Origin of the sequence: Microbacterium sp. IEGM 1404 (genome assembly GCF_030056775.1) — a bacterium.
In the GTDB taxonomy this organism is placed as follows: domain Bacteria; phylum Actinomycetota; class Actinomycetes; order Actinomycetales; family Microbacteriaceae; genus Microbacterium.
Window position 1 is genome coordinate 821,110 of sequence record NZ_JASHKP010000002.1, and the last position, 12,638, is coordinate 833,747.

General features: G+C 70.3%; 10 protein-coding genes. 2 read left to right on the forward strand and 8 right to left on the reverse strand.

The window, feature by feature from the left end:
* Nucleotides 1-15: 15 nt before the first annotated feature.
* Both QM517_RS09510 and QM517_RS09515 read right to left on the reverse strand, forming a co-directional pair.
* Entirely contained in the window at nt 16-1,707 is a 1,692-nt protein-coding gene (locus QM517_RS09510; protein ID WP_283286966.1) for an amidase, read from the reverse strand.
* The gene (locus QM517_RS09515) at nt 1,704-2,738 is read right to left on the reverse strand and encodes an agmatine deiminase family protein (protein WP_283286968.1); all 1,035 of its coding nucleotides are present in this window, start codon (nt 2,736-2,738) and stop codon (nt 1,704-1,706) included. Before QM517_RS09515 ends, QM517_RS09510 begins: the two co-directional genes overlap by 4 nt.
* A 200-nt stretch (nt 2,739-2,938) precedes the next feature.
* Between QM517_RS09515 and QM517_RS09520 the strand changes: the two genes are divergently transcribed.
* On the forward strand, nt 2,939-3,970 hold the full coding sequence (locus QM517_RS09520) for a LacI family DNA-binding transcriptional regulator (protein ID WP_283286970.1): 1,032 nt from the start codon (nt 2,939-2,941) through the stop codon (nt 3,968-3,970).
* 127 nt (nt 3,971-4,097) lie between these two features.
* Nucleotides 4,098-6,929: an ATP-binding protein gene (locus QM517_RS09525; protein WP_283286972.1), complete on the forward strand. Its 2,832-nt coding sequence runs from the start codon at nt 4,098-4,100 to the stop codon at nt 6,927-6,929.
* On the opposite strand, the gene QM517_RS09530 is transcribed toward QM517_RS09525, so the two are convergent.
* From QM517_RS09530 to QM517_RS09555, 6 genes are all read right to left on the reverse strand, one after another.
* Nucleotides 6,926-7,729, reverse strand: a complete 804-nt coding sequence (locus QM517_RS09530) for an ABC transporter permease (RefSeq protein WP_283286974.1) — start codon at nt 7,727-7,729, stop codon at nt 6,926-6,928. The two genes, QM517_RS09525 and QM517_RS09530, sit on opposite strands and share 4 nt — an antisense overlap.
* Nucleotides 7,726-8,736 (reverse strand): ATP-binding cassette domain-containing protein, encoded by a 1,011-nt coding sequence (locus QM517_RS09535; protein WP_283286976.1) that lies wholly within the window; start codon nt 8,734-8,736, stop codon nt 7,726-7,728. Before QM517_RS09535 ends, QM517_RS09530 begins: the two co-directional genes overlap by 4 nt.
* Before the next feature lie 68 nt (nt 8,737-8,804).
* Entirely contained in the window at nt 8,805-9,929 is a 1,125-nt protein-coding gene (locus QM517_RS09540; RefSeq protein WP_283286978.1) for an Imm61 family immunity protein, read from the reverse strand.
* Nucleotides 9,930-10,158: 229 nt separating this feature from the next.
* The gene (locus QM517_RS09545; RefSeq protein WP_283286980.1) at nt 10,159-10,746 is read right to left on the reverse strand and encodes a hypothetical protein; all 588 of its coding nucleotides are present in this window, start codon (nt 10,744-10,746) and stop codon (nt 10,159-10,161) included.
* Between the two features lie 83 nt (nt 10,747-10,829).
* On the reverse strand, nt 10,830-11,630 hold the full coding sequence (locus tag QM517_RS09550; protein ID WP_283286982.1) for a hypothetical protein: 801 nt from the start codon (nt 11,628-11,630) through the stop codon (nt 10,830-10,832).
* Between the two features lie 451 nt (nt 11,631-12,081).
* Nucleotides 12,082-12,591, reverse strand: coding sequence for a hypothetical protein (locus QM517_RS09555; protein ID WP_283286983.1), 510 nt, complete (start codon nt 12,589-12,591; stop codon nt 12,082-12,084).
* Between the last annotated feature and the right edge of the window lie 47 nt (nt 12,592-12,638).

The window sequence follows — 12,638 nt, forward strand, 5'->3', positions numbered from 1 at the left end:
CGGCCCCGCCCGCCGCTACCCCAGTGCCGGAGTCCGCGGGGGCACCGTCCGCCGCGGACGCAGCGCCTCGAACGCCGCGGCCATCGACAGCAGCGCCGCGTCGTCGTACGCGCGACCCGCGAACGTCACACCCGCCGGCATCCCGATGTCGGGCATCGTCCCGAGCGGCACGGTCACCGTCGGCACACCGCAGTGGCGGATCGCGAGGTTGCCCGTCGCGACCCACACGCCGTTGCGCCACGCGATGTCGGCCGACGCCTCGTTCACGTCGGCGTCGGCGGGCGCCACGTCGCTGAGCGTCGGGAAGACCACGGCGGCGAAGCCGTTGGCATCCATCCACTCCTCCAGATCCTGACGCCGGGTCTCCTCGAGACCGCGCACCCCCTCGGCGAGCGCCGGGATCTCGGAGAACGAACCGACCGGATGCTCGCGAACGTGAGAGGGGTAGAAAGGGATGTCGTCGTCGAAGCCGGTGTACCGTTCGGGCAGCGCTCCCTCGGGGTGCGGGAAGATCGCCGCGCCGTCCACCGTGGCCAGACCGGGGTGGCCGGTGCCGCGGAGGAAGTCGTCCCACGCCCACGCCGACAGGTCGACGATCTCGCGGTGCAGGAACTCGTCCGACACCAGACCGCGCGTCCGGATCGTCGATGCACCGGCACGATCGCCCTCGTAGTTGCTCACGAGCGGGAAGTCGCAGTCGACCACGATCGCGCCCGCGGCTTCGAGATCCGCGCGGGCGATGTCGAACAGCTCGCGCAGCGACGGGCGCAGCTCGATCGGCTCACCGGTCGGCCCGCCGACGCCGCGGGGACCGGTCCCCGCCAGCGGATCGTCGCCGACGAACATGCGCGGGATGCCGATGCGCTTGCCCTTCAGCGACGGGCGGCCGGCGAGCGCGGCGAACGACGGCGGGCGTACCTCGTCCACCGTGGGGAGCGCAACCCACGGCTGAGCGCGCCAGAAGTCGCCGCGCGTCTCGGGGTCGTCGGCGACGATCACGTCGAGCACGGCGAGCAGGTCGGCCATCGAGCGGGTGTGCGGCACGACGACGTCCATGGTCGGCACGAGCGGCCAGTTGCCGCGCACCGAGATCATGCCGCGCGACGGCGTGTACGCGCACAGCCCGTTGCACGCCGCCGGCGCGCGGCCGCTCGACCACGTCTCCTCGCCCAGACCGAAGACGCCGAACGACGCCGCGGTCGCCGTGCCCGAGCCGTTGGACGATCCGGAGGCGAACGCCGACGTCAGGAAATCGGCGTTGTATGGGCTCTCGGCCCGGCCGTACACCCCGCGTTGCATGCCGCCGTTGGCCATCGGGGGCATGTTCGTGAGTCCCAGGCAGATGGCACCGGCCTCGCGCAGCCGCGCGATCGTGAACGCGTCGTCGGTCGCGACGAGGTCGGCGAACGCCGGGCTTCCAGCCGCGACCGTGAGCCCGCGCACCATGTAGCTGTCCTTGGCGGTGTATGGGATGCCGTCCAGCAGCCCCCGCGCCTGGCCCGCGGCGCGGCGTGCATCCGACGCCTGCGCCTCGGCGAGCGCGTCGGGGTTTCGGACCACGACGGCGTTGAGCTTCGTCTCGGTGTCGGGGCCGTCGTACGCGTCGATGCGCGCGAGGTGCGCCTCGACCAGCTCGACGGCGGTGGTGCGTCCCTCGGCGAGGGCGGCGGCGAGATCGGCGATGGATGCCTCGACCACATCGATCATGCGGACACCTCTGGCTGCTGCTGGGTGATGCAGTGGATGCCACCGCCGCGCGCGAAGATCTCGCGGGCGTCGACGGTCACGACCCGGCGACCCGGATAGACCTCCTCGAGGATGCCACGAGCCGTGGCATCCGCTTCCTCCTCGCCGAAACCGCAGGCGATCACGCCGCCGTTGACCACGAGGTGGTTCACGTAGCTCCAGTCCGTGTCGCCGTCGGCGTCGCGGACGGTGGCCGGCGCGGGCAGGTCGCGGATGTCGAACGGGCGGCCCGTGGCATCCGTCTGCGTCTCGAGGAAGGCGCGCAACTCGCGGGTGACCGCGTGGTCGGGGTGCGCGGCGTTGCGCTGGTCGTGGAGGAGCACCACGCCGGGCGAGGGGAGCGTCGCGACGATGTCGACGTGTCCGCTGGTGCCGAAGTCTCCGTAGTCGCGGGTGAGGCCGCGCGGGAGCCACACGGCGTGCGTCGCGCCGAGCGTGCGGAGCATCTCGGCCTCGACCCGCTCCCGGGTCGCGTACCGGTTGCGGCGCGGATCGAGCTGCACGGTCTCGGTGAGCAGGACGGTGCCCTCACCGTCGACGTGGATGCCGCCGCCCTCGTTCACGAGCAGCGACGGGACGAGCTCGGCGCCGGTCGCTTCGGCGATGATCCGGCCGTGGTGCGCAGCCTTCTGCCACACCGACCAGTCGTGGTCGCCCCAGCCGTTGAAGATCCAGTCCACGGCCCCGAGGGCGCCGGGGCGCTCCGGATCGACGACGAACGTCGGACCGGAGTCCCGCATCCAGAACTCGTCGACCGGCGCCTCGACGACCTCGATCTCGCTCGACAGCAGGCGGCGGGCGCGGGCGAGCTCGGTGGGGTCGACGAGCATCGTCACGGGTTCGAACTCGGCGACGGCGTGGGCGACCGCGGTCCACGCGTCGTAGCCCGCTTCGCGCTCGGCATCCGTCTCGCCGAGGGTCGGACCCTTACTCGGGAACGCCATCCATGTGCGGGTGTGCGGGGCCGTCTCGGACGGCATGCGCCAGGTCATCGGGTGTCCTCTCGTGGGTCGTCGTGGCCGTTTGGGGCGGGTTCTTCGCTTTGGGGCGGAAGAACCGCGCCCCAACAGGAGTAACGCGCCCCAAAGCCCGGGGAGGGCACCGCGGGGTCGCGGCCTCTCCGTCGCGTCACACATTAAACGTTTAAGTGAATCCCTTGCAAGACCCGATCCATCGGGTATCGTCGGCCTGCGTGACCCCCCGCAAGCCGACGCTCCACGACGTGGCCGCCGCCGCGGGCGTGTCGATCGCGGCGGTGTCCTTCGCCCTGCGCGACAAGCCGGGCGTCTCGACCGAGACGAAGGACCGGGTGCTCGCCGCCGCGAGCGAACTCGGGTACACGGTCAACGTCCCCGCGCGCAGCCTCCGCACCTCCCGGTACGGCGCGATCGGTCTGTACCTGCCGCCCGGATCGACCCGGCTGCCGTACTACACCGAGTTCGCCTTCGGCGTCGTGGATGCCGCCGACCGCCTCGGATTCTCCGTCATCCTGCTGCCCCACCGCGACACCGACGACGCCTCCCCGCCGACCGCCTTCGTCGACGGGTACATCGTCGTGGATGCCACGACCGAGGATGCCGGCATCCGGGGCATCCTCGACGCGGGGCGACCGGTCGTGAGCGGCGAGCACGTGCTCGGCGGTGACGAACGGGTCAGCGGCAGCGTCGTCTACGACCACGTCACGGCGACGACCCGGCTGCTCGACCATCTTGCCGCCGCCGGCGCGCACCGGATCGCCGCCGTGCTGCCGCCGGACGGAACCGTGTGGAGCCGGGACGTGGCGGACGCGTACGTCGCGTGGACCGCGGGGCGCGGCGACGAACCGCTGTCGCGCCGCATCGGATTCATCCCCACGGCGGCCGAGGTCACGGCGGCCGTCGGCGACCTGCTGACCGTCGCGGAGGTCGACGCGATCGTCGTCGTCCCGAGCGGATCTGCGGCTCCGGCCCTGGACTCCGCCCTGCGCGCGGGCCGGCGCGTCGGGGAAGACCTGCTCCTGGCCGCGTACGTCGACGAGCCCGTGCACGGATTGCTCACGCCCAGCGTCACGTCGTTCGACCTCGAGCCCCGCGACGTCGGCGCCGCCTGCGTCGCGCTGCTCGCGGAGGTGTGGGATGCCGACCCCCACGACCGCGTCCGCGCCGTCCAGCCGCGACTCCTCGTGCGCGACAGCACCTCGCGGGGCGGTCCCGGTCGCCGCATCGCCGAGACTGCATCCGGCTGACAAAGCCACGGCACGCTGCAGTGGGTTCGTCACGCGGATGCAGTCTCGCGGGCCGGACGCCCCGCCGCGCGCCCCGGCACCCCGGCGCGCGCCCGGCCGCGCAGCCGCGCGACCTAGAGTGAACACCGTGCAGGTGAGGTTCTTCGGCGGCCTCTCCGTGTCGTCGGGCGCGGACGAGGGAGCGATCCCCGGACGCGGGCAGCAGGCGCTGCTGCTGCGTCTCGCCGTCGACGCCGGGACCACCGTCGGATACCGGGCCCTCGCCGACGACGTGTGGCCCGCCGACTCCCCGGATGATCCCCGCGCCGCTCTGCAGTCGCTGGCATCCCGCCTGCGTCGGGCCCTCCCCGACGGGATGCTCGCGTCGGTTCCGGGCGGCTACCGGCTCGACCTCGCGCGCGACGCCGTCGACATCACACGGTTCCAGGATCTCGTCGCCGCGGCGCGCGCGGACGGCGACTCCGCCCTCGCCCGCGACGCGCTCGCGCTGTGGACCGGCGACCCGTGGATCCCGCACGGAGGCTTCGACTGGCTCGTGCGCGATCTCTGGCAGGACCGCGGCCACGCGGAACGTCTGGTGGTGGCATCCCCTCCCCCCGCCCCGGAGGCCGCGAGGGTCCCCGCCGCGATCGCCGGGCTCGTCGGTCGCGCGGCCGAGCTGGGGGCGATCCGCGACCGCCTCGGCACCGACCGCCTCGTCACGATCATCGGACCGGGTGGCGCCGGCAAGACCACGCTCGCGCTCGAGACCGTGCGCGCCACCCCCGACGTCCTGGTCGTCGAGCTCGCGCCGGCCGCCGCCGGAGAGGTTTGGGGCGCTCTCGCGGGCGCTGTCGGACACGGCATCCGGCTGAACGAGACGACCACGACCCCGCCGATGTCGCCGCGCGAGCGCGTGCTCGAGGCCGTCGCCGGGCGCGACGTGGTCGTCGTCCTCGACAACTGCGAGCACGTGATCCGCGAGGCCGCCGAAGTCGCACAGACGCTGCTCCTCCGCACGCCGGGCCTGCGGATCCTCGCGACGAGCCGCGAACCGCTGGGCGTCGTCGGCGAAGCGTTCGTCGACCTCGGCCCCCTGCCCGCCCTCGACGCCGACGAGCTGTTCGCCCGGCGCGTCCGCTCGGCGCGCGGCATCCCGCCCTCCCCCGACGAGCGCGAGACAGCGACGAGCATCGTGCAGCGCCTCGACGGCCTCCCCCTCGCGATCGAGTTGGCCGCGGCCCGTGCGCGCACCCTCACGCTCGCCGAGATCGACGCGGGCCTCAGCGACCGCTTCGCGCTGCTCGCGAACGGTCCGCGCCTCAGCCCCGGCCGCCACCGCACGCTCCGCGCCCTCATCGACTGGAGCTGGGACACGCTCACCGACGCCGAGCGGGTGGCCCTGCGCGCGTCGTCGGTGTTCCCCGACGGGATCGGCAGCGGTGACGCCGACGCGATCGCCGACGCCTTCGGGGTGGATGCCACGGTGTTCGACGCCCTGGTGGACCGCTCCCTGCTCGTGCGGCGCGACGGACGGTTCCGGCTGCTCGAAACGGTCCGCGAGTACGGTCTCGACCGGCTGCGCGCCGAGGGCGCCGAGACCGCGTTCCGCGAGCGGGCGGCCGACGTGCTCACCGTCCTCGCCGCCGAGCGCGAGCGCACGATGCGCGGACCGGGTCTGCGGACCGGGCTCGCGTGGTTCGACGCCAACGAGGAGAACCTGTCTTCCGCGCTGCGCACGCGCACGGACGTCCCGGACCGGCGACCGGGCCGGCGGCTGCTGCGCGCGCTGCTCTGGGCGTGGGCGGTGCGCGAACGCGTCGAGGAACTGCGCCCCGCCCTCGCGGCCTTCGCCGATCCGGACGCACCGCTCGACGACGAGCCGGGCGTCGTGATCGAGTCGCTCGCGCTGTTCTCCGATGCGTTCCCCGAGCCGGGCGAGACTCCGACGTTCGACCCCGCGCGATTCCGGGCCCGGCGCCTCGCGCTCGAACAGGCGGCATCGCGTCATCCCTCCGAGATCACCGTCCTGGTGGCCCCGCTCCTCCGCCTCGCCGAGACCGTGCTGCAGGCGCACGGCTCACCGGCCGGCCGCGCGTGGCACGTCGACGTCACGGACGACGAGATCACGTCGGCGCCCCCGTGGTCGCGCGCGACGCTCCACATGCTGCGCGCCGGCGCCGCGCAGAACGCCGGCGACGCAGCGGCCCTCGGCGTCGAGAGCGAGCGAGCGCTGCGCCTCTTCACCGAGGTGGGAGACCCGTGGGGCACGGGCATCGCCAGTCAGCTGCGGTCCGAGTGGCTCATCCTCGCGGGTCGACTCGTGGATGCGCTGGTCGTGAGCGACGACGCCGCCCGGATCGTGGACGGCCTGTCGTCGGTGTCCGACCTCCTGCAGATGCGAGCCCAGTCCGTCGGCATCCTGCTCCGGCTCGGCCGGCTCGACGACGCACGCACGCGCGCGGCCGAAATGGAGGCGGTCGCCGCCGCCGACGGCTCGGTCCGCGCCCTCTCCCAGGCGCGGATGGCCGCGGCCCAGGTCGAGATCTCGGCGGGAGACGGCGCGGCGGCTCTGCGCCAGTCGCAGGCGATCCGCCTCGAACCGGGGTTCCCCGACCAGATCACGGCGTGGGCGGGCGCACAGCGCGCGCAGGCGCTCATCCTCCTCGACCGCCTCGATGAAGCCCGCGCCGCCCTCCGGGAAGCGCTGCCCCTCGCGGTCCGGTCGCACGACCACCCGATCGTCGCGTCCGTCCTCGTCGCCGTCGCCGGATGGAGCGCCGCGTCGGGCCGCCCCGACATCGCGCGCGAAGCGCTAGCCCGGGCCGAAGCCGTCCGCGGCGCGGCGGACGAACGCGATCCGTTCCGGCGCTGGGTCGACGAACGCCTCGGCGCGGACACCCGAGAGGCTCCGGCATCCGCGCCCGGCATCCCTCTGGGAGAAGTGGATGCCGACCTGCTCCTAGCGCTGCTCGACTAGGCCTTCCGCATGTAGGCGCGCACCGTCAGGGGCGCGAAGACGGCCACGATGACGGCCGCACCGACCAGCGACAGGACGGCGTCCGAGCCGAGCGTCCCGGAGTTCACGAGGTCGCGGACCGCGGTGACCAGGTGCGAGACCGGGTTGATGTCGACGAACCACTGCAGCCAGGAGGGCATGGTGTTCGAGGGCACGAAGGCGTTCGAGAGGAACGTCAGCGGGAACAGGATCAGGATCGACACGCCCTGCACGCTCGACGCGGTCCGCGCGATCACGCCGAAGAACGCGAAGATCCAGCTGATCGCCCACGAACAGACGATGACCAGGATGCCGGCGAGCACGACCGCACCCAGGCCGCCCTCGGGACGGAAGCCCATGATGAAGCCCATCGTGAACGTCAGCGTCGTGGCGATCGCGTAGCGGACCGTGTCGGCGAGCAGCGCGCCCGACAGCGGCGCGATACGCGCGATCGGCAGCGAGCGGAACCGGTCGAACACGCCCTTGTCCATGTCTTCGCGCAGCTGCACGCCCGTCACGACCGAGGTCGTGATGACGGTCTGCACGAGGATGCCGGGGATGATGATCGGCAGGTAGCTCGCGACATCGCCGGCGATCGCGCCACCGAAGATGTACGTGAACATCAGGGTGAAGAGGATCGGCTGCACCGTGACGTCGATGAGCTGCTCGGGGGTGCGGCGGATCTTCAACAGTCCACGCCAGGCCATGGTGAGGGTGTTGCGGAACGTCTGACCCAGCCCCGCGGTGCGGGGCAGATCGCGGGCGATCGTGATCGCGGTCATGAGCGGACTCCTTCCAGGGCGGCGGCGTTTTCGCGCGCCGCGTCGTCGTCGGCCGGCACTCCGCTGCCGGTGAGCGTGAGGAACACCTCGTCGAGGGTGGGCTGCTGCACGCTGAACTCGCTCAGGTGCACGCCGGCCGCGCGGAACGCGACGAGCAGATCGGTGACCTCGTCGGGGTCGGACATCGGCACCGTGAGGCGCGCCGCCTCCGGAGAAACGACGGCCGTGGCATCCAGGACCCGCGCGATGGTGGCGCGGGCGACCTCGAGGTCGGACCCCGGCTGCAGGCGCAGCACGAGCGACGCCTGACCCACGGATGCTTTGAGCTCGAGCGCCGTGCCCTCGGCGACGACGCGTCCGCGGTCGATCACGGCGATGCGGTCGGCGAGCTGGTCGGCCTCGTCGAGGTACTGCGTGGTGAGCACGACGGTGGAGCCGGTCGAGACCAGCCGCCGGATCGTGTCCCACATCTGTCCGCGGGTGCGGGGGTCGAGGCCCGTCGTCGGCTCGTCGAGGAAGATGAGCGGCGGTTGGGCGATGAGGGATGCCGCGAGGTCGAGCCGGCGCCGCATGCCGCCGGAGAACTTCGCCAGCGGACGGGATGCCGCCTCGGTGAGACCGAACTCCTCGAGGAGCTCGGTGGACTTGCGGCGGGCATCGGCCCGCGACAGGCCGAGCAGGCGCGCGAAGATGATGAGGTTCTCGGTGGCCGAGAGCTTCTCGTCGACCGAGGCGAACTGCCCCGTGAGGCCGATGAGCTGCCGGACGATGTGCGCGTCCTTGACGACGTCGTGGCCGAAGATCTCGGCCCGCCCGCCGTCGGGACGCAGCAGCGTCGTGAGCATGCTGATGGTGGTGGTCTTGCCGGCACCGTTGGGGCCGAGAACGCCGTAGACGGTCCCGGCTTCGACGACGAGGTCGACGCCGTCGACGGCCCTGTTCGAGCCGAACGTCTTGACGAGCCCTTCGGCTCGCACCGCGGGAACGCGGGTGGATGAGGTGGTCATGACGACAGGATGCGCCGCGGGCTCTGTCGCGCCGCTGTCACGGCGGGGGTGGTGCTGTCACGGCGCTGTCAAGGCCGCTCGACAGGCGCCGTCCTCACGAACACCGTGAGCAGGGGTGCTCCGTCGGGGGCGGAGAAAGAGTCGATCACCTCGCGCAGCGAACCCCCGAGAAGGTGGGAGTATCCGATCACCGGATGCAGGATGTCCCGGTCGACGAGGCGCACCGGAAGCGCGACCCCGTCGCGACGCAGTCCCGTCCATCGCCCCTCCGCGCGAAACGGCTCGAAGCCGTCCGCGGCCTCGTCCCAACCGTGAGGCAGCGATATACGCGGCAACCGACGATGCCTGATGCTCGGCGACATGAGCTCGACGAGGAACACTTCGACGAAGCTCAACGTCGCCGCCCACATGAGCTCTTCCGGCTCCCCCGCCCGGTCCGCCCGGGTAAGGAGGTACCCGTCCGGCACCGCCGCGACGGTGTATCTGATCTCGCCGCCCGCGTTGGCAAGAGTGAGGGACGTGACGTCGTGGTGAGGGCGGTAACCCGCCTGAGCCGCGAAGGTGATCAGGGCCGGATCGAGCACGATCTCGGATGCCACCGGCTCCGCCCATCCGTGGGATTCGAGGAATCCGTACGGGATGCGTGATCTGATCTCTCGGTCGAGGTGTCTCAGCACGAGGGGGAGTTCCGAAAAGGGCGGCCAGTGCCCGCCCGCGGGTGTGATGGACACCCCGCGCTCGCCGTGGACGATGGCGAATCCGAAACTGCCGCGATCGTAGTTGAACCGGACCGGGAAGTAGTTGTAGATCTCGAAGACGACCGAGAACTCGACGTGACCATCGCTGTCGACGAGGTCCTGGACGGTGAGACGACTGACCCGTGTTCCGAGGATGTCACGCAGGGCGCGCACGACCCGGTGGGCATGTTCTGCCGCACCCTTTCCCGCCGAGCCGTCGATTCGAGGGGCGTCACCCGCCTCGCGCGCCGCGAGGTACTTGTCGGGGATTCGGAGCCGCACTCGCTCATCCAGTTCATGGAAGAGGCGCTCGAGGTCGTCGAGTCGCAGAGTATCCGTGGGGCCGAGAAGCAGAGACACGGAGGAGTCACGGAATGGGATACCGAAGCCGAAGATCCCGCGCTCAGAGGAGAAGTCGATCTCCCAGAAGTCGTACAGCACGAATGTGGCTCGCAAAGACGGGCGCTCACCCTCTACGAGTTCGCGGAAGATCAACCCCTCTTGATCCTTCTCGAACACCGCGGTGAGTGCTCTACTGAACTCGGCAGCAAGCCTCCCCATCGGCCCGAGATCCGGCACTCTCATCCCATTCCCTCTGCATTGCAGGCCATTGCAGGCTCACTCGACGAAGAAGCGGCCCGGGCTCGGTAGCTTCGCGGGGGCGTCCTCCGGACGCCCGAGACCATCAGTCACGGTTGAACTCCTCATACACTTCCCGCAGGCGCGGGGTCCCCAGCGACTCCGCATCACTGATGAGAGCCGCGCCCTCCGCAGAACGCGCACAGGTCCACGGCCCGGGTTCGTCGGGACGCTGAGCGACCCAGTGCAGCGCACGACCGTCCCCTATATCAACGATCGGGCCCCGCCTCAGGCCCACACGTCGAAGTTCGTCCACCCACCGTTGACCCCAGCGGCTCCAGCCGAGACCAGCGATGATCGCGACGCTGAAACCGGGACGCAAGGCCGCCTCCCAGACATCGTCTCCGGAGATAGACACCGTCACCTCACCCAGCCCGAATCTCGCTACCACCTCATTCGACACGCTCACCGTCGCGGAGCCCTGATAGATGACGAGGCTGTTCATCGCCTTCGGCGGGAGTTCGGCGAGCTCCCACGAGATTCGGGTCGACCACGACCGCCGCGCCCCGTCGTCGTCGGACTCTCCCAGGAACTTCGCAATACTCACGCCGCCCCCGTAACTTGCGAGGAGTTCGGAGCTCATCGAGTCGTATAGGGCGATTGCGACGTCGTCGACATATTGCGAAGAGTTCATTGTGCTCCTGGAGTAGGGATCTCACGCAGACGCCCGAGACCATCGGTCATGGTTCAACTCCTCACACACTTCGCGCAGCGGTCTCACCCGCGCGGGAGCTCCCGCTGGATCGCTTGGATGTCGCTCACCTCGTCGCTCGGGACGAGGTGCCAGAACACGCCGGGCTCGAGGATTGTCGCACCGACCTCTGCGGCCGTGGCCGCATCGGTCGAGAGCAGGACAGCCGTGTCTTCGTTGTTCGACTGCAGCAGCACGCACTCGACATCGCCCCATCGGGCGGTGAACCCCAGTTCGAACATGCGTGTGCAAGACGAGGCGTCGACCACGCGGCTGTAGACGTATGGTCGCGTCTGCACGCATCCTTCGATGGGCACATCACTCAGAGTCACCAGCTCCACCTGAGCGTCATCGACCCACGAGACGTGCCACTCCCGACCACCCCATTCCGCTCGAGGGCCGACGAGCATAGTGGGCGGAGCAAAGACGGTGCTGCCGCGCCAACCGATGGCGGGTCCGCCGTAGGAGGCCACGAGGTCCTGGTGTCCGTCGGCGAAGATCCGCCAGATCTCCGCGTCGCGCGGCACCACCGTCGCCGCAATGTCCCAGACGGGCACGAGGCCCGTGCGGAGGTAACCCGTGGCGTAGCCGGCGACCGATGTGGGGTCTCCGACCCGCGGGATGGACACGCGAGTCAGGGGCGTCGGCGCGAATCGGAGGACATCGACGAACGGCGTTGCCGGGTCCGATATGCCGTATGCCGCAAGCACTTGGCCGGGCGTGCGCCAGTGAACCGCGTCGCCGATACGAACCGCAGGACCGACGAGAAGAGAGTCCCCGTGCTCCAGATAGGCTTTCTCAGCCGCTGGCCAGATGAGCTTCTGCATCGGCGTCACTGAGTGGTCCCGGCCTCTCCCGCCGCAGTGACAACCGGTTGCCATCGCGACTCCACCTCGACGTCATCGATGTTCACCCAGCGATGCCAGCCGTCTCTCACGTTCCCCTCCCACGAGGGATCAGACGATGCTGCGGAAGGCCCGGCCTGGATGAGGAGTTGCCCCTCGCGAACGTTTCCCACCCAGCACCACTCGCCGTCGAACAGGGCGTACCAGTCCCAGAGGCGCACATCACGCACCGATGAGCGCCGGATCCTGACGTTTGGCGCCCCCGGCACATCGTCGGCAGGTAGCGGCGCCCATCCGGGGGGCAGACATACGCGGGGAATGGTCACCCAATCCACCGGGGTACCTCCTGTTCCCGCGCTTCCCGACCCGATGATCGGCACCTCGACATCGTCGACGAAAGCGAACATCCCACGCTGATGCAATTCGCGCACCATCACGGGAGGTCCGGCTTCCATCCACCTACCGAGACCCATCCTCCGGTGAGGTCATCGAGGATTGCGAGCATCCCGTATGTCCCTCCTGGTGTCACTTCCCACATCTCCGCCCCCGTCTGCATCCGCGTGCCGCGGGAGGCATAGAACTCGGGGATGAGATCTCCATCGCGAATCGGTATCCCAGACGCTGTATACCCCTTACCCGTGAACGGGTCCAGGTCGGTGAAACCCGTGGGGTGACCGGCGACACATTCATCGAAGGGTACTTCGAGAGTGCCCGCTTCCCGCCGATATCGAATCATCTGGATCGGGCCGTCGAGAAGCGAATGGAACGGAGACGATTGGTAGTCAAGGCGGAGACCGCTGAAAACAGCCTGCGAATGCCGAAGATGAGCGACATCCTGCAATCGAGCAACAAAACCGCCCACGGAGTCCGATGGGAACGCGTACGGCCCGCGAACTCTTGCCGCGGCCTCACCGGGCGCGATGACCTTCTGAAAGACAGTCATGTCATCCCACGGGATCTGCCCGCGTACGCCAAGTATCAGGTGGCTAT